13 protein-coding genes are annotated in these 17,108 nt (G+C 68.5%); 8 read left to right on the forward strand and 5 right to left on the reverse strand.

All coding sequences use genetic code 11. The annotated features are described in order from the left end of the window. The first annotated feature begins 11 nt into the window (after positions 1-11). From ACQHII_RS08805 to ACQHII_RS08825, 5 genes are all read left to right on the forward strand, one after another. Entirely contained in the window at positions 12-953 is a 942-nt protein-coding gene (locus tag ACQHII_RS08805; protein WP_427918736.1) for an ABC transporter permease, read from the forward strand. Then, positions 950-2,896 (forward strand): dipeptide/oligopeptide/nickel ABC transporter permease/ATP-binding protein, encoded by a 1,947-nt coding sequence (locus ACQHII_RS08810; protein WP_427918737.1) that lies wholly within the window; start codon positions 950-952, stop codon positions 2,894-2,896. Before ACQHII_RS08805 ends, ACQHII_RS08810 begins: the two co-directional genes overlap by 4 nt. Continuing rightward, a complete protein-coding gene (locus ACQHII_RS08815; RefSeq protein ID WP_427918738.1) occupies positions 2,889-3,842 on the forward strand; it encodes an ABC transporter ATP-binding protein in 954 nt (317 codons plus the stop codon). The genes ACQHII_RS08810 and ACQHII_RS08815 overlap by 8 nt, the downstream gene beginning before the upstream one ends. Before the next feature lie 62 nt (positions 3,843-3,904). Continuing rightward, positions 3,905-4,519, forward strand: coding sequence for a TetR/AcrR family transcriptional regulator (locus tag ACQHII_RS08820; protein WP_427918739.1), 615 nt, complete (start codon positions 3,905-3,907; stop codon positions 4,517-4,519). Between the two features lie 77 nt (positions 4,520-4,596). Then, positions 4,597-4,950, forward strand: coding sequence for a hypothetical protein (locus ACQHII_RS08825; RefSeq protein WP_427918740.1), 354 nt, complete (start codon positions 4,597-4,599; stop codon positions 4,948-4,950). A gap of 302 nt (positions 4,951-5,252) precedes the next feature. Here ACQHII_RS08825 and ACQHII_RS08830 read toward each other — a convergent pair whose 3' ends face one another. Together ACQHII_RS08830 and ACQHII_RS08835 are read right to left on the reverse strand one after the other, a co-directional pair. Then, entirely contained in the window at positions 5,253-6,866 is a 1,614-nt protein-coding gene (locus ACQHII_RS08830; RefSeq protein WP_427925260.1) for a subtype B tannase, read from the reverse strand. Positions 6,867-7,239: 373 nt separating this feature from the next. After that, positions 7,240-8,754, reverse strand: coding sequence for a carboxylesterase/lipase family protein (locus ACQHII_RS08835; RefSeq protein WP_427918741.1), 1,515 nt, complete (start codon positions 8,752-8,754; stop codon positions 7,240-7,242). 737 nt (positions 8,755-9,491) lie between these two features. Here ACQHII_RS08835 and ACQHII_RS08840 point away from each other — a divergent pair. The 3 genes from ACQHII_RS08840 to ACQHII_RS08850 all read left to right on the forward strand — a co-directional run bounded on the left by ACQHII_RS08840 (position 9,492) and on the right by ACQHII_RS08850 (position 14,295). Next, positions 9,492-10,766 (forward strand): MFS transporter, encoded by a 1,275-nt coding sequence (locus ACQHII_RS08840; protein ID WP_427918742.1) that lies wholly within the window; start codon positions 9,492-9,494, stop codon positions 10,764-10,766. A gap of 138 nt (positions 10,767-10,904) precedes the next feature. After that, entirely contained in the window at positions 10,905-13,352 is a 2,448-nt protein-coding gene (locus tag ACQHII_RS08845; protein ID WP_427918743.1) for a beta-glucosidase family protein, read from the forward strand. Positions 13,353-13,473: 121 nt separating this feature from the next. Further along, positions 13,474-14,295, forward strand: a complete 822-nt coding sequence (locus ACQHII_RS08850) for a GntR family transcriptional regulator (protein WP_427918744.1) — start codon at positions 13,474-13,476, stop codon at positions 14,293-14,295. A gap of 9 nt (positions 14,296-14,304) precedes the next feature. Here the strand turns inward: ACQHII_RS08850 and ACQHII_RS08855 are convergent, their stop codons facing one another. From ACQHII_RS08855 to ACQHII_RS08865, 3 genes are read right to left on the reverse strand one after another with little or no spacing between them, the layout of a single operon-like run. Then, entirely contained in the window at positions 14,305-15,537 is a 1,233-nt protein-coding gene (locus ACQHII_RS08855; protein WP_427918745.1) for a hypothetical protein, read from the reverse strand. Next, a complete protein-coding gene (locus ACQHII_RS08860; RefSeq protein WP_427918746.1) occupies positions 15,534-16,118 on the reverse strand; it encodes a carboxymuconolactone decarboxylase family protein in 585 nt (194 codons plus the stop codon). Before ACQHII_RS08860 ends, ACQHII_RS08855 begins: the two co-directional genes overlap by 4 nt. A 39-nt stretch (positions 16,119-16,157) precedes the next feature. Next, entirely contained in the window at positions 16,158-17,009 is an 852-nt protein-coding gene (locus ACQHII_RS08865; RefSeq protein WP_427918747.1) for an alpha/beta hydrolase, read from the reverse strand. Positions 17,010-17,108: the final 99 nt, after the last annotated feature.

Genomic DNA, 17,108 nt, shown 5'->3' on the forward strand with positions numbered 1-17,108 from the left:
GGTGAGTTGCGATGATGCGACTGGTGGTCCGTCGGCTGTTGCTGGCGATCCCCTTGCTGCTCGTGGTCTCCGTACTGTCCTTCGTGCTGACCTCGTTGGCGCCGGGGAACGCGGCGGAAACAATTCTCGGGTCCTCGGCCACACCTGACAGTGTGGCCGCACTCGAACGGCAACTCGGGCTGACCCAGCCGTTGTGGGAGCAGTACTGGCATTGGCTCTCGCATGCGGTTACGGGGAATCTGGGCACGTCGCTGACAACCTCCGAGCCCGTGGGCTCGACGTTGTCAGCGCGGTTGCCGGTGACGCTGGCGCTGGTGATCGCGGGGACGCTGGCGTCAGCGATTCTGGGGGTGGCGCTGGGCACCGTGAGCGCGCTGCGCGAGGGCGTGGTGGGCCGGGTGATCGACGGCCTGGCAATGCTCGGCTTCTCCATCCCCAACTTCTGGCTGGGTCTCGTACTGGTCGACCTGCTGGCGGTGAAGCTGCACTGGTTCCCGGCCACGGGCTACGTGGACCTGTCTCAGTCGGCGTCGGGGTGGGCACGGTCGCTGGTGCTCCCGGTCGCGGCACTCGCGGCGGTGGGACTGACCGGGATCGCCAAACAGACCCGGGATTCGCTGCGTGAGGTGATGGGGCGTGAGTTCATCACGGCGCTGCGGGCCGACGGCATGCCCGAGCGCCGGATCGTGTTCGGCCACGGACTGCGCAACGCGGCGATCCCTGTGGTGACGCTGGTCGGCGTGTTCTTCGTCGGCATGCTGGGCGGGACGGTGCTGGTGGAGTCGGTGTTCGTGCTGCCGGGTCTGGGCAGCCTGGCCGTCTCCTCGGCTCAGTCCGGGGATCTGACAACGCTGCAGGGGATCGTCGTGGTGTTCTGCGTCATCGTCGTCCTGGTGAACCTGCTGATCGATCTGGCCTATGGCTGGCTGAACCCGAAAGCGAGGCTGTCATGACCGGAACGGTGGCGGGGCTGATCCGCAGGCCGGCGACGCTGTTGGCGCTGATCCTGTTGGCACTGATCCTGGTCGCCTGCGTGGCCGCACCACTGGTCGCGCCACATCAGCCGAACCAGGTGGACTACTCGGCGAGCCTGCAGGGACCGAGCACTGCGCACTGGCTGGGCACCGACCAACTCGGACGCGACACGTACAGCCGTCTGCTGTACGGAGGCAGGGTCTCGCTCATGTACGCCGCGGTGGTCGCGGCGGTGACGCTGGCGGTGGGCCTGGCGGCCGGGTTGCTCTCGGGGTATCTCGGCGGCTGGACCGACCGCGTGATCATGTCGATCACCGACGTGGGGCTGGCCATCCCGGTACTGGTCGTGGTCATCGTCGTACTCTCGGTCTTCCAGCAGAACTTCCTCGCCGTGATGATCGCACTGGGCCTGCTGTTGGCACCTTTCACCGTCCGAAGCGTCCGTGCTCCGGTGCTGGCGGTTCGCGAGGAGTTGTTCGTCGACGCGGCGCGGGTGTCCGGGCTCCCGGCGCTGAGGATCATGGTCCGGCACGTACTGCCGCGCGTGGCCGGGCCGGTGCTCGTACAGGCGACGCTCGTCTCGGCGATGGCGCTGCAGATGTCGGTGGGACTGGCGTACCTGGGCTTCGGCCCGAAGCCGCCCAACCCCACCTGGGGATCGATGATCTCCGAAGGGTCACAGGTGCTCGCGTCGAACGGCTGGCTGCTGCTGGCCTCCGGTGGCACGGTGGCACTGGTCACGGTATGCCTGGGCTTTGTCGGGGACGGACTGCGGGATGCGACGGTGCAGGCGTGGACCGGAGAGGTCACCGGTACAGCCAGGCGACGCCGCAGGCCCGTACCGACCGCGATCAGGACCCGGCTACCCCAAGAATCCCGGGCCACGAGCCAGACCGACGGGCCGGATCTGCTGGTGGCCCACGGCCTGTCGATCGGATTCGGCGAGGCCGGTCGGGAAACGCCGACGGTCAGCGGGCTGGAGTTCGCCATCGGGCCGGGAGAAGCAGTGGGCCTGGTGGGTGAATCAGGATGCGGCAAAACCTCGGTGGCCCGGGCCGTGCTCGCGTTGTTGCCCGACGGGGGCCGGGTGACCGGGGGTGAGATCTGGTTCGACGATCAGGACGTGACCGGCTTGTCCGCCCGTCAGATGGCCGCGTACCGGGGAAAGTCCGTGGGTTACGTCGGTCAGGAGCCGATGGCAGCACTGGACCCCGCTGTGCGCGTGGGGACACTGCTTCGCCAGGTCGTCCGTACGCACAGCGACCTGACACGAGCGCAGGCGCACGACCGGGTGATCGAGCTGCTGGAGATGGTCCATATCCCCGACCCTGCCGCCGTGGCACGTCGGTATCCGCACCAGCTGTCCGGCGGCATGGCACAGCGGGTCGCCATCGCCCGCGCGATCGCCTCCGGACCCAGACTCCTGATCGCCGACGAGCCGACCACCGCGTTGGACGTCACCGTGCAGGCCCAGATCCTGGCTCTGCTCCGCGAACTGCAACAGCGGCTCGGCATGGCGGTGCTGCTGGTCAGTCACGACTGGGCAGTCGTCGCCCAGGTGTGCCAGCGCGCCATGGTGATGTACGCCGGACAACTACTCGAAGAGGGAACAGTCGAGCAGCTCGTCTCCGCGCCCGCCCACCCCTACACCCGGGCGCTGCTGGCCTGTCGGCCCGCCTCGGCCACGGAAGGTCAGCGTCTTCCCGCCATTCCCGGTCAGGTGCCGGCCCCCGGGACCTGGCCCGCCGGATGTCGGTTCGCAGCCCGCTGCGCGCACAGCCTGCCCAAGTGCACCGCAGGCCCCGTCGGCTGGGAATCTCTCGACGACGGCCACGCCAGCCGTTGCTTGCGGACCGGCGAGTTGGCCAAGGCGTCGGACCTTTCGACCGCGATCACGACCAAGGAGGGAAGTGATGTCTAGCAGCCGGGTTCTGGAGGTGACGGATCTGGCCGTGGACTACCGCGTCGGCCGGCGAACGGTCCGGGCGGTCTCCGGCGTGGCCCTCACCATCGACCATGGGAAGACCCTGGGTCTCGTCGGCGAGAGCGGTTCCGGCAAGACCACCATCGGGCGCGCGATCCTCGGCCTGGCACCTACCGCGGCCGGCCGGATCGTGTTCAACGGCCAGGACCTCACCGGCGCGACCCCGCGGCAGCGGCACCGGACCGCCGGGCGGATCCGGGCGGTGTTCCAGGACCCGTACAGCTCGCTGAATCCGGCCCTGTCCATCGCCGCGAGCCTCCTCGAAGCCCTGCCCGACCGACGGCAGTTGCGCCGTGCCGACGCCCGGCGGCACCTCGACGGGCTGCTGGAGCAGGTCGGCCTCGACCCTGCGATCGCCACCCGGTACCCGGGACGGCTCTCCGGCGGGCAGCGGCAGCGCGTCGCGATCGCCCGAGCCCTGGTCAGCAGTCCCGAGCTGATCATCTGCGACGAACCGGTCAGCGCGCTCGACGTGTCCATCCAGGCGCAGATCCTCAACCTGCTCCGCGACGTACAACGCGACACGGGCGTCAGCTATCTGTTCATCGGTCACGACCTGGACGTGGTCCGCTACATGTCCGACCATGTCGCCGTTCTCTACCGCGGCCAACTGATGGAGACTGGTCCTGTCGAGGTCGTCACCCGGCACCCCCGTCATCCCTACACCCAGACACTGGTTGCCGCCACACCCACACTGCACCCTGATCCCATCGGCATGCGACGCATCGGTACGACCGATGCGCAGCCGACCAGAAGTGAAGGATGCAAATACGCGGACCACTGCCCGATGGTCGTCGATACCTGCCGCACTCTACGGCCCACGCCGCAGCAGGCCGCCGACGGTGGCCACGTCTTCTGCCACCGCTATCCCGACGTCGCTTAGCGGTGTGCATTCTTCGTTACCCTCAATGTTGCCCAGAATGCTTTGGAAGGATGAACTCAGACATGGTGAACGCACGATCGCGGCGCCGTTCGGAGGGATCGACTCCCTGGAAACCCGAAGCCGACGATCCCCGTTCGGCCGAGATCCGCGACGTCGCCCTCGATCTGGTCGCCCGTAGGGGATACGACAGCGTGACGATCGACGACATCGCCGCCGAGGCCAGGGCGTCCAAGGGCACGCTCTACCGACGCTGGGACTCGAAGGCCGCCATGGTCGTCGACGCCGTCCGGCACAACACCAAGCAACTCGAGGACTCGGGCGACACCGGCACGCTGCGGGGCGACCTCCTGGCACTGTTGAGCCTGGTCGCCAAGGAACTGACCAGGGACGCCGACCTCGTGGTCGCGCTGCTCGCCGCGGCCCGGCGGAACGACGAACTGATGCGCACGGTCGCGTCGCAGGTCCGCGAACCCGGACAGGCGGTCGGACGACTCCCCCTGGAACGGGCCATCGCACGGGGCGAACTCCCGGCACGCACGGACATGACGCTGGTGGACGAGATCGCGATGCCGATGCTCCTGCATCGCGTGCTGTGGCAGGAGCCTGTCGACGACACGTTCGTCACTCATATCGTGGACGACGTACTGCTCCGGCTCCTGCCCGTGGCACGCCTTTAGTGAGGCGTTTGGTTGTCCCGTCTGCTGGTTTGGCTGTCGCGCCAGTCGGGATGGTCTCGTGGGTGAGACGGCAGGTCATGAAGTTGCTGGCGACTAGTTGGATCACGGTGGCTGAGCGACAGGGTTGGACGTGGAAACCGCAGGTGACGGCTGCGTTGGACGATTTCCAGGTCGATGCCGCGGCGGTCGGCGTGTTCGACGGCCTTGGCTTTGTAGCCGTCGTCGGACCAGTCGGACCAGGCCTTGGTGATGGCGATGTCGCGTGCGGCCTTGGCTGGTCAAGGGGGGCGGAGGTCGTGATGCTCACGCTGCCGATCGGGCAGGCGCCGGGCTCGCTCCTGCGGCCTTCGGCCTGGCGGTCTCTGCCGCATAGGAGCCTGGTCAGCTGGTCGAAGATGCCGTCGGCTTCCCAGCGTGCGAAGTTGCTGTAGACGCTCCGAGTGAAGCGCGGGACTACCGCCAGCACCCGCTCGCGACCAAGTGCTTCGTGCCGGCCTTCGCGTCTGGGCATCATCCGTACAGCGTACGGAGATTTCGATGACCCCGATTCGACAGGCACGGCACGACAACTCCTGCCAGACCCAAGATACTTGGGGTTGACAGTCCAGCGCGCCCAGACCGACGTCCGGCACAGCCCGGCCGCCCGCCTCGAACCCTCACGACCACATGCGCACCCGCCACCTCGCCCGAGCAGCACGCCGTCCTCGCCACGACGGGCTCCACCACAGCTAGGTCAGCCCCTGTAGCCCGTCACCTCGGCGATCCACTTCATGAACTCCCCCGGGTCGATGTTGGTGGCGTGGCCCTGGTCCCAGTACATGGTGTGGTTCACGTCGTCGCCGAGTCCGTGGGCGGTGGCCGCGAGGTTCGCGGAGACCGTCAGCGACGTGTATGTGTCGATGGTGCCAAGGCGGATCCACCAGTGCCTGGACCGGCTCGGATTGCCCTTCCGAAGGTGGTACATCGGGTTCATCAGCCTGAGTTTCCCGGGGATGTCACTCTCGAGGCGCTTGCCGGCGGTGCCCGACGCGTCGCGCTTTTGGCTGTACTCGGTGAAGTGCCGCGCCACGGTGGTGCCCAGACCGAACTCGTTGTTGGTGTCCAGCGCGTTGATGTCCACCGAGAGGTCGAAACCGTCGAACGCGGGGAGGCTCTTCTTCCGGGAGCCCACGTGCGCGAGGTAACCGTCCCAGGTGAAGGTCGCTTGCCCGTTGTTCCAGGTGATGAAGGTGTTGTCGGCGAGGTAGGCCGTTCGCTCGGCCGCCGAGAGTCCCTTGAGGTAGGTGGTGGCCGCGGGCTGGAGGTAGGTCTGCAGCAGGTACTGATCGTAGTTGCGGGCGGTCAGCGGGCCGAAACCGTTCAGGCCCTTGAGACGGAGGGAGGCCTGGTAGTCGACGAACTGACTGATCAGTTCCCTGGACTCGGTCTCGTCGACCCTCTCGCCGGTGCTCTCCGCCGCCAGGTCGCCCCAGTTCCATTCGTAGGCGCCGTCGGCGTTCTCCAAGTCGACGATGGCGCACCAGGCACCGGTAGCGAAGACCGCGTCGGATACGTCGGCGGCGCCCAGCTCCTTGAGGTAGGAGTCGTACAGGGGGCTGTCGCCGGACGCGCCGAGCAGGGCGGACACCTCACCGCCCGCGCTGCTGCCGGTCGAGATGATCCGCTCGGTGTCGCCGGGGATGCGGCCCTTGTTGAAGCGGACATAGCGGACCGCGGCCTTGAGGTCCACGATGACCGCGGGTGCAGTGCCGTAGTAGACGCCTTCGGAGTTCTTCAGAGTGCGGCCGCGGGATCCGGGCTGTACGACCACATACCCGGCCGCGAGGCCGAGTTCGGGCAGGTTGTCATTCGGCTTCCCGCCACTGCCGGAGGTCGCCCCGCCGGTGCCGCCGGACGTCGAGGCGCTCGCACTCGGTGCGACACTCGCGGAAGAGCCCGGCGAGGTGCCGAGACCCCCCGTGCCGCTCCCTCCCATGAGGTTCACGCCGGTAGCGTCCTTCACGCTCACCGGCAGGAAGCCAGCCACCGAGTTGGCGAAGAGAATCGGCGCGTCGGTTGCGTCCACGGCCTTGCCGTCGATCTCGACCGGGACGCTCACGGTCAGGCTCTGGTAGGCCTCGTCGACCGGGTTGGTGACGTAGGTAATGGCCTTGTAGAAGCGGTACTTGACCTCCTTGTCGCCGTCCTCGGTACTGATCGTCGTGGTCAAGACCGCGTAGTCGTCCTTGTCGAAGACCAGAGCGCCGGAGGCACTCGCGCCGCCGTCCTCACCTGCAGATGTCCCCTCCTCGGCCTGCGCGCTCCACGCGACACCGCCGATTCCTGCAACGCCCGCCGCGGCCCCCATCCCCACGACCACGTTCCTGCGCTTGATGCCCCTGTACTTCACAGTTTCTTTCTCCTTAACACGGCATAGTGGTGCCGCAGTTCTCATGCAATGCTCTGGGTGCGCGCAAGTCACTCATTCCGACCTGTCGGCACAGCTACCCGAAGGCATGCGGCCACTCAATTGCCGATTGACAAGAGCAGTGTCGCCGCTGGTGACGGAAATTGTGGCGCGCCGACCGTTGAACGGCGAATTCCGCCGTCCCTGTGCGGGGCAGCGGCACCCGTGCGGAATGCGCAGCGGTATTCCGCAGGTACGCTGCTCATCGCCCGTGCCGGGCGATTCATGGCCGGCAAGCGCGCAAGGAACTTCTCTCTTCCCGGCCGGACTGGCTCTACCAGGGATTCCGGCCGGCGAAGAATCGCCCGATGAAGTCAAGTCGCGGGTCGTCGGTCAAGGTCATCCTCGCCCACGAGTCGCCGATACGCAGTGTGGTCGGGGAGTCGGGGTCCACCGGAAGCCACCGGCCCTGGCCGGGCCCGTCCGGATGTCCGTGAGCGACGAAGTTGACCACGTGGTCGGAGAAGGTGGTGGCGATCTGCCGGTCCGTTGCGGTGTACGGCCTGTCGTCCACGTGCAGGTTGTCAAAGATGTAGTCGATCTCCGAGCCGTGGTACGCCCCGCGATCCTCCTCACCCGCCGGCGCATGGGTCCAGTAGTAGGTGAACACGGGGCTGGCCGCCGTTTCGCCGTACTTCCCCGCCCACAGGTACGTCGACACGCGCGTGGCTTCGCGGAGGGAGGCGTTGAGCTGGTCCCCTGCCTCGGCATCGGTCGTTGCGGGGTAGAGGCGGAGGAACTCGTCGGCCAGATCGCCGTACTTCTCCCTGGCCCTGGATTCGTAGTCGGCCAGAGTGATCTCCTGGCGCGGTTTCGCGCCGCTCTCGTCCAGGTTGTTGCCGGTCAGGATCGGGACGTCGTTCTGCGAACCGCTGTCGAGGGTCTCCCAGTAGTTCTTCGGGAGTACCCATCCGTCGATGACGGGGCGGAACAGGGGCGGGGGAGGATTCCCCGGAACGTCGGTGTCGTCGGCGCCGCTTCCCTCCAGCAGCTTCTCCACGGGGAGCGCGCGGAGTTCCTGGAGCGTCGTGGCGCCCCGCTCCGCGGCGTAGGCGACGCCGCCGCGCTCCGCTCCGTCCTTGGTCCGGTGCGAGGGGCACAGTGTGCCGATCGCCGGGTCCCTCGGGAACAGGGCCGCGCTCTGGACCAGGGCCTGATCGAAGAGTCCCTTCGCGAGGGGCGAGTAGACGAGGTCCATCACAGTCGCGCCACCGGACGAGTGTCCGGCGACGGTCACGCGGGCGGGATCCCCGCCGAAGGCGGCGATGTTGGTCCGCACCCATCGCAGCGCGGCCATGACGTCGAGCAGCCCGTAGTTCCCCGACGCGTCGTGGCCGGACTCCCGGCTGAGCTCCGGGTGGGCCAGGAAGCCGAAGACGCCTGTGCGGAAGTTGATGGTGACGACGACGATGCCCTTGCCGGCCATGGAGGAGCCGTCGTAGTGGGAACTCGAGCCGTGTCCGAAAAGGAACCGCCCACCGTGTACCCAGACCAGTACCGGACGGCGCTCACCCGGGTCGGTCGCGGCTGTCCAGACGTTCAGGTTCAGGCAGTCCTCGCTCTTGGCCACCCCTTCGGTGTCCTCCGCCTGCGGAGAGACGTCGCCGAAGGTGTCCGCCAGCCGCACGCCCTCCCAACGCGCTGTGGGCAGCGGGGGGCGCCAGCGGCCGTCTCCCGCGGTCGACGCGGCATAGGGAATCCCTTTGAAGACGGTCACCGAGGGAAGGCGCGCGGGCACACCTTTCACCGTTCCGTCGGCCGTCCGTACAGTTTCCAGCACCGCGCTCATTAATTTCTCCTGAAAAAACAGTCAAGTCCTGCAGCCTGCTTCAATTCCATCCCGTGCGGGATGGAATTCAGAACAGTCGGATGCTCTCTCGAAGACACCTAGGTGCTCTGCTCAGCCAGTACGGGAAGCATTAACTCCGTCGAGTCTGCAACTGTCGCGAGCCAGATGCAAGCCTACCAAGCAGGCCCAAGCGCGATGCATGCCGCAGTTCCACTCCGGGTGGCCGGCAGTTCTGATTCCGGAGCAAGCGTGCGACTGTACGAGGTCGAATGCGGTGCCCTATTTCCATCGCTGCAGTTCCTCCGGATCAGGTGCGCAGTTCCAGCGGGTGCTTGATCCGAAATCTCGCACACGCGACTGCATCTTGCCAGGTCAGAGGCTTCATCCAGATGAGCAACCCGCGTTGGCGTGAAACCTTAGAGTTCGCGAAACATCCCCCTCCGGACGCTGGACGTAAACGTGGTGTCTCCGCAGAGTTGAGCGACACCAGAGTCATCCGCACGTGAATCACTCAACCCCGAAGAAGCCACGCTCCCCGGAACCAGACCCGGAACCATGAATACGGAATGCGGGACTGCCGTATCGGACTACGGGAGATTTTCTCCGACTGGTCACTCGGATAAGGCAGCCTGTCGCCCACGAAGCACTCCACCGTCTTCCGCCCGTAGGTCTGGTGTGCCGACGCAAGGCGCTCTACTTTGAACCGTTCGACTCACAAAGAAGTGAAGGCCTGAGAAATGACAGATTCTCCGCCGCTGCCCCGCCGGAAGTACACCGCCACTCTCGGCGGCATGGCTTCCTACATCGATGGCACCACCCTGGTCAGTCTCGGCACCGCAGTCGTGCTCTTCCGGGACCAACTGCACATCAGCGCCTGGGGAATCGGCGCGCTGGTCGCTGCCCTGCAACTGAGCTTCGCAACCGGCGCCGTCATCGGCGGACGGCTCGGCGACCTCTTCGGTCGGCGGGCGGTGTACTCGGTGGACCTTCTCGTGTACGCGGCCGGCGCGCTGATCATCGTGCTCTCCCCGAATCAGGCGACCTTGTTCACGGGCGTCATCGTCACCGGACTGGCCATGGGTGCCGACGTCCCGACATCACTGGCTCTGGTCTTCGAGGAGGCTGACGACGGCCAGGGCGGTTCGGCGGTCGCCTACTGCCAGACACTGCTCCTGGCGGGCGTCGTCGTCACGCAGATCATCGGATTCGTCGTCGCGGACATGGGTGCGCTGGGCGCCCGTCTGCTGTTCGTCCACCCGCTGGTCGTCGCGATAGTGGTGTGGATCCTGCGCCGCAAGGTGGACGAGTCGGCTGCCTGGGAGAAGGCATGTGCACTGCCCCGGGCGGCGGAGCGGCGGAACCTCAAGGCCGTCTTCAGCCAGACGTCCGGCGTCGCGATGGTGGCCACCGCCCTGTTCTACGTGGCGACCGCCATGACGCCCAACACGGTCGGCCAGTTCAGTACCTACCTGATCACCACGCTGTCGCACTCGACGACCCGCACCGCGACCGTGGTGGGTCTGCTGGGCGTGCTCGTCTCGGTGGCCGCCGCCCTGCTGTTCCAACGGCTGGTCGACACTCCGGGGCGCGGCGCGGTGTTCGCGCTCGGTCTGGTGACGCTGGTGCTCGGCCCCCTGGTCTGCGTGATCGCCGGTTTCAGCCTCTGGTCCGTGGTCGTGATGATGGTCATCATCAGCATCGGCAGCCCCTGCGCGGGCGAGGGTATCTACAAGGTGTGGACGCAGGAGATCTTTCCCACCGAGATCAGGGGCACCGCTCAGGGACTCACGTACGGGGTGGCGCGGTTCGCAACGGCGGGTTTCAGCCTGTTGACTCCGGCGCTGGCCACCGGATCGCCGACCACGCTCATGCTTGTCCTGTCCGGGCTCAGCGTGCTGGCGGCCGCTGTCGGTCTGCTGTGGATTCCCCGTCTCACGCGCCACGGCGATTCCGGGAGCGGGGCCGAGGCGGCCACGCTGTCCGCGGCCACGCCACCGCTTGAGAAGGCGTGAGTGATTCGTTCCCTGCTCCGCTGCGTGGCCCGGTCTGCTCCACACCACACGGTGTGGAGCAGACCGGGCCACGCGAACACCGCCACGAACAGCACGAAGGCAGGGCCGCCCCATGCCCTGCCGAAAGGAGAAACTGCCATGGGACAGCGGACAGCGGTCAACGAGCAGGACGACAGGCGCGAGGCCGCCGTCGAACAGGCTCTCGCCGAACTCGATCTGGACGACAAGGCGCGCCTTCTCGCCGGCGAGGACATGTGGAGTCTGCCGGCACTGCCCGCGATCGGCCTGAAGCCGGTCGTCATGTCCGACGGCCCGATCGGTGTGCGCGGCGTGCGCTGGAGTGCCGACGATCCGTCCGTGGCCCTGCCCTCGCCCACCGCTCTCGCGGCGACGTGGGACCCCGCTCTGGCCGAGCGCGCCGGAGCGGTGCTGGCACAGGAGGCCCGCCGCAAGCACGTCCACGTGCTGCTCGCCCCGACGGTGAACATGCAGCGTTCCCCGCTGGGCGGCCGTCATTTCGAGCTGTACAGCGAGGATCCGCGCCTCGCGGGCCTCATCGGCGCGGGCTACGTCCGTGGCGTGCAGTCCGGAGGCGTCGCGACCGTGCTGAAGCACTTCGTGGCCAACGACGCCGAGACGGACCGGTTCACCGTTGACAACATCGTGTCCGAGCGGGCGTTGCGCGAGCTCTACCTGGCACCGTTCGAGGTCATCGTGGCCGCCGCCCGCCCCTGGGGGCTCATGACCGCCTACAACGCGGTGAACGGGACCCGGATGATCGAGAACGGCCGTCTGGTCAACGACGTCCTGCGCGGTGAGTGGGGTTTCGACGGCGTCAACATCTCGGACTGGACCGGTGCGCTCGACACCGTGGGCTCCATCGAGGCCGGCCTGGACATCGCCATGCCTGGGCCGCGCACGGTGTACGGCGAGGCCCTGGCCCGTGCCGTCCGTGACGGGCGGGTCGGCGAGGAGACGGTGGACGCGGCCGTCCGCAACGTCCTGCGGCTCGCGGCTCGCGTCGGAGTGCTGGAGGGCGTCGAGTCGGCGGTACCTACGCCGCCGGCCCAGGTGGACGGGCGGCGGGTCGCGCGCGAGATCGCCCGCCGCTCCTTCGTGCTGCTCCGCAACGAGGGCGGTGTGCTCCCGCTGCGGCAGGGCTCGGTCGCCCTGATCGGCGCCGCTGCCCGGGAGCCGCGGATACTCGGCGGCGGTTCCGCGACGGTGTTTCCCGCCGACATCATCTCCCCGCTCGACGCCCTGGCCTCGGTGCTCCCCGAGGGGGCGCTGAGCTACACGGTAGGCGCCGATCCCCATCAGGACGTCACCGTCGGCGGCCAGGGGATCGAGCTGCGCGCGGTGTGCCACGACGCCGACGGCCGGGTGATCGGCACCGGTTCGGCCCCGGGCGGTTCGATCCAGTGGATGGGCTCGGACCTCCCCGCCGGGGTGAGCTACGAGACCCTTCACTCGGTCACGCTGACGGGCACCCTCACCCCTCGTGAGACCGGGCTCCACGCCTTCGGTGTCAGAGGACTCGGCGCCTTCACGCTCACGGTCGACGGAACCATCTGCTTCGACGGCGTGCAGCACAGCGCCGGAGACGACCCGTTCGAAGCCTTCTTCGGTGCGCCCGTTCGCCACGCGGACGTGGCGCTGACCGCGGGCCGTGCGGTGCAGGTCCGTCTTGTCCACACCGTCTCGGTCCCCGACGACCTGCCCGGCAAGGCCGTCGGCTTCGCCCTGGCCCACCAGGAACCGCGGCGGGACGAGGAAGAACTCATCGCGGAGGCGGTCGCAGCTGCACGGGCCGCGGACACGGCCGTCGTCGTGGTCGCCACCACGGACCGGATCGAGTCCGAGGGTTTCGACCGGAGCGACCTGCGCCTTCCCGGACGGCAGGACGACCTGGTCAGGGCCGTCGCCGCGGCGAATCCGAACACCGTGGTGGTGGTCAACGCGGGTGCCCCTGTCGAACTCCCCTGGAGAGAGGATGTCCCGGCCGTACTGCTGAGCTGGTTCCCCGGCCAGGAGGGCGGCCCGGCGCTGGCCGACGTGCTGACCGGTGTCCACGAACCCGGCGGCCGTCTGCCCACCACCTGGGGCTCCCTGGCCGACGCCCCCGTCACCGCGGTGGTGCCGGAGAACGGTCGGCTCACCTACGCCGAGGACGTCTTCATCGGCTACCGGGCGTGGGAACGGGCAGGAGCCGAGCCGTCGTACGCGTTCGGCCACGGTCTCGGCTACACGGACTGGGCGTACGAGTCCGTCGAGGCCGACGGCACCGGCGTCACCGTCTCCGTGCGCAACACAGGCAGCCGTCCCGGCCGGGAGGTGGTGCAGGTCTACGCCGCTCCGGCCGAGGCGGACAGCGGCCGGCCCGCACAGTGGCTCGCGGGGTTCGCCACCGCCGAGGCGGCCCCGGGCGCCCGTGCCACCGTCACCGTCGAACTCCCGCGGCGCACCTTTGAGATCTGGGACGAGGCAACCGGCTCCTGGACCGTGGCCAAGGGCAGCTACGTGATCCGGGCCGGACGATCGATCGCGGACTGCCGACTGGTCACGACCGTCGAGGTAGCGGAGTAGCCGCTCCGGCGTCGCGAGGCAGTGCCCGTAGCGGTACTGCCTCAAAGCGTCCCGACAGTTCCGGAACTACGAGGCTCTGTGCTTCAATCGAGGCCACGGAACGCATCGTGGGGAGGACCAGATGACGCCGAAATGGCGCCGGCTCGCCAACGAGCTGGCGGAGCGTATCCGGGATGGCGAGTGGGTCGAGGAACAGGCCCTTCCGCAGATCCGCGAGCTGACCGCCCAGGGAGCAGGCTCCACCACCACCGTCCAGGCGGCCTTCAGGGCGCTGGAGACCGAGGGGCTCGTGCGGATCGTGCGAGGTCGCGGCACCTACGTCAGACGCCTGCGCCGGTCGATCATGCGCGAGCCCCAGGCCCGCTACCAGTGGGAGAAGGACCGGGCCCGGCTCCCCGAGGCGCAGCGGGCGGCGGACGGCATCGTCGAGCACGAGACGGGGATGCGGAAACCCCAGATCGACTTCAACGCACAGTTCGAGGTGGTCGAGGCACCTCAGGAGATCGCCGGCCACTTCGGGGTACCGCAGGCGACACGGATGCTGCACCGCCACTACTGGACGAGTTCCAGGAACGAGGGCGCGGCGATCAGCGTCATCGACTCCTGGATGCTGTACGACGTCGCCTCACGCAATCCCGCCATGCTGGACAGCGGACGGGAACCGTGGCCCGGCGGCGTCATGCACCAGCTGTACGTCCTCGGCATCGAGGTGAAGGAGATCGTCGACCGGGTGACCGCCCGGCCGCCGACCGCCGCGGAAGCGGAACTCCTCGACCTGGACCCCGGAACATCGGTGATCGTCGTGAAGAAGTCCACCTACAGCACCAAGGACGAGCTGGTGGAGTTCTCCAACGTGGTACTGCCGGGCGACCGATACGAACTGCGCTACCGCATCCCGCTGGTCCTGTGGCCCTCACCGGCCCCCGGTCCGGCACAGCGGTGAGGCCCGGCGTCACAGCCCCGAGCGCAGTGCCGTCAGCAGATGGTCCATCCGGGCGGCGACGGTCTCGGCGGCTCCCCGGGCGTACCGGGAGTTCATCGCCTCGTAGGTGATCCGGTCGTAGCCCGTGACGTCGGCCATGTACTTGGCCGCGCCGTTGACCATGGTCGCCACCAGGGTGTGCGCGAACGGGGAGCGTTCTCTGACGCCGGTGCCGGTCGTGCTCGACAGCTCGGCCTGGAGACCGGCGATCGCGATGTCGCCGATGCGCACGACGACGAGCGGTACGTCCGCCGTGCCGTCGGGGCGGAAGGGGTGGTCGGTGCTGGGCCGCAGGTCCCGCATGCTCGCGGGAGGCACCTGTGCCGGCACCTCGACGCGATCGTGGACCACGCGCACCGGAGTCCGCGCGTCGGTGCACCTGACGGTCTCGCACACCCGCACCGCCTCCGCCCCGAGCTGCGCGCCGAGCAGGTCCACGCGGGCGTACGCGTCGATGTCTCCGGCAGGGCGGGGTGCCTGATCGCCCGCCGCGCCGGTGAGGAAGAAGGCGACCGAGCCGCCGCCGTACCGGCTCTCCACATGACGGCAGGCGGCGCCCGCCAGATCCGCCGAGACCAGCCGCCCTCCGCCCGGCGCGCGGGCTTCGAGGGTCACGGAGGACTGGACGGCATGGTTCACGATGATCGCGACGGGGCGTCCGTCCGGTTCCTCGACACGGACGACCTGCACGGTCTTGTCGGACGGCCCGGCCTCGTCGGCGCCGAGCCACCAGCCCCCGGCCGTCGGCACGTCACGGTTGACGTTGACGTCGCACCGGCCGCGTCCGGCGCCCACGCGCGCGGGCCGCATGGTCCGCCGGGCATCCGAAACCGAGCGCAGCACGGCGTCGAGGACGGCCGCACGCACCAGCTCGTTGCGTCGCTCGTCGTGGTCCGCGGAGCGGGCAGCCTGCGCGACGGGGAACACGTGCGGTGCGGAGAAGGTGTGACTCGCGGCGACGACGACATTGCCCCGCTCCACGCCGGCCTCTTCAGCGACCGTGTCCCGTACGGCGTCAACGAGATCGTCGAAGACGGACGTCAGCTCCAGCGCGACGAGCGCCACGCGCACCAGGCCGTCGTCGAGGACGAGGGTACGGGCATGGAGGGGATCGTGTCCGGCGGTGAAGCCTTCCACGGGGAACGCCTCCGGGGACAGGCCGATCTCCGAACGGCCCGCGCCAGCCGTGCAGGGCGCCGTCATCGCCGTACCTCCGATTCCTCCGCCGCGCCGCGGGTTGCACCGGGTTCCTGGAATGCCGGTGGTCCGCTGTCCGGCTGGTCCACCTGGAAGGCGTTCAGGGCGAGCGCGAACAGGGTGAACGTGCCCACGGATGCCACGAGGTCGATCAGGCCGCCCTCCCCGAACCGCTCCAGCGCGGCCGCGTAGACGTCGTCCTCGACGGCGTGCCCGGCGAGCAGGTCCGTGACGAATCGGTGCACGAGCCGGTCCGAGGGATCGCTGAAGTCCGGTTCCCGGCGGCGGGCCAGGCGTCGCAGTGCGGCCGGCTCCGTCCCGGCGGCCACCGCGGCGTCCACATGCGCGTTCCACGAGTGGGGGGTGTCGAAGTGCCGTGCGGTCACGAGCAATGTCACTTCCCGCACGCGTGGCGGCAGCGCGGACTCCGAGGTGCAGTACGTGCCGAGGCGTTCCATGACATCGGACAGCCCCGGCCTGCGCACCCACACGGCGAAGGGCCCGCGGATCGCCCCTCGGCGGCTCATCAGCCGCTCGATCGCCGCCGTCCGTTCGGGACCCGTCTCGCTCAGCGGTCCAAGCCGCATGCCCACCTCCTGTTGTTCGTACGGGGACTGGTATCGCGGTCAGCTGTTCCAGAAGGTGACATACCGGTCGCCTAGGGCGTCCACGATGTCCTCGTAGTCGTGCCCGGCCCCGGCGCTCTCGTGGAACTCGTGCCGGACCCCCAGCTCCGTCGCTTCGGCGCCCAGCTCACGCAGCGCCGCCGCCGGCCGTGCGTCCTCCGCGCCCCCCAGCAGCCGGATCTTCTGGTGTTTGCGGATCTCCGAGACGTTGGCGCGCAGCAGGGTCCAGGGTGCGACGGCGTCGTAGTACGCCTGGTCACCGAAGAACGTGTCGGCGATCCGTTCCTCGGGCTCCTGCGAGAGCCGGCGCAGCACCGTGGGGGCCACCGCCGACACCTGCCCGAACAGCTTGGGGTACTTGAAGCCGAGGTGGAGGGCGCCGAAGCCGCCCATGGAGAAACCCTCGATCGCGCGCGAGCCCGGTCCGGACACGGTCCGGTAGGTGGCGTCCACATGCCGCACCAGGTCGCCGGCGATGACCTGTTCGACAGGGCGGGCGCCGTCCCTGGAGTCGACGTACCACCCCGTCGGCAGCGCCTGGGGCGAGACGACGATGACGGGGTCCATCAGTCCCGACCGAATGGCCCGGTCGATGCGCGCCACCGCCGGGCCGCACTGGCGGGAGTGGGCGAAGCCGCCGTGCAGCCAGTACAGGACACGGAACCGCCGCCCGGGCTGCGAGGCGTAGGTGGGCGGGAGGTAGATCTGGTAGCTCCCCTCAGCCCCCTCCTCGTCCCGCGAAGGCTGGCGGTAGACCCTGAAGCGGGTCAGCTCCTGGTCCTCCTGGACGGGATCGATCCACTCCTCCTCGAAGACGGACACCTGCGGGCCGATCTGCGACACGGTCGCCATTCTTTCTCCTGGTGACATCGACGGGATATGTCCCTACCTAATCGTGTTCCTCTTTCCCTGTCATCGATTTTCCGCGATATCTCCGCAGTTCCGGTCGAG

It is taken from the genome of Streptomyces sp. cg40 (assembly GCF_050320165.1).
Taxonomy (GTDB): domain Bacteria; phylum Actinomycetota; class Actinomycetes; order Streptomycetales; family Streptomycetaceae; genus Streptomyces; species Streptomyces hokutonensis.

What these genes read in the sequence shown, in the direction of transcription:
- ACQHII_RS08850 (WP_427918744.1), top strand. Translation starts at nt 13,474, where the DNA reads ATGACGCCGAAATGGCGCCGGCTCGCCAACGAGCTGGCGGAGCGTATC.
- ACQHII_RS08835 (WP_427918741.1), bottom strand. Translation starts at nt 8,754, where the DNA reads ATGAGCGCGGTGCTGGAAACTGTACGGACGGCCGACGGAACGGTGAAA.
- ACQHII_RS08865 (WP_427918747.1), bottom strand. Translation starts at nt 17,009, where the DNA reads ATGGCGACCGTGTCGCAGATCGGCCCGCAGGTGTCCGTCTTCGAGGAG.
- ACQHII_RS08810 (WP_427918737.1), top strand. Translation starts at nt 950, where the DNA reads ATGACCGGAACGGTGGCGGGGCTGATCCGCAGGCCGGCGACGCTGTTG.
- ACQHII_RS08830 (WP_427925260.1), bottom strand. Translation starts at nt 6,866, where the DNA reads ATGGGGGCCGCGGCGGGCGTTGCAGGAATCGGCGGTGTCGCGTGGAGC.
- ACQHII_RS08860 (WP_427918746.1), bottom strand. Translation starts at nt 16,118, where the DNA reads ATGCGGCTTGGACCGCTGAGCGAGACGGGTCCCGAACGGACGGCGGCG.
- ACQHII_RS08845 (WP_427918743.1), top strand. Translation starts at nt 10,905, where the DNA reads ATGGGACAGCGGACAGCGGTCAACGAGCAGGACGACAGGCGCGAGGCC.
- ACQHII_RS08855 (WP_427918745.1), bottom strand. Translation starts at nt 15,537, where the DNA reads ATGACGGCGCCCTGCACGGCTGGCGCGGGCCGTTCGGAGATCGGCCTG.
- ACQHII_RS08820 (WP_427918739.1), top strand. Translation starts at nt 3,905, where the DNA reads ATGGTGAACGCACGATCGCGGCGCCGTTCGGAGGGATCGACTCCCTGG.
- ACQHII_RS08815 (WP_427918738.1), top strand. Translation starts at nt 2,889, where the DNA reads ATGTCTAGCAGCCGGGTTCTGGAGGTGACGGATCTGGCCGTGGACTAC.
- ACQHII_RS08840 (WP_427918742.1), top strand. Translation starts at nt 9,492, where the DNA reads ATGACAGATTCTCCGCCGCTGCCCCGCCGGAAGTACACCGCCACTCTC.
- ACQHII_RS08805 (WP_427918736.1), top strand. Translation starts at nt 12, where the DNA reads ATGATGCGACTGGTGGTCCGTCGGCTGTTGCTGGCGATCCCCTTGCTG.
- ACQHII_RS08825 (WP_427918740.1), top strand. Translation starts at nt 4,597, where the DNA reads ATGAAGTTGCTGGCGACTAGTTGGATCACGGTGGCTGAGCGACAGGGT.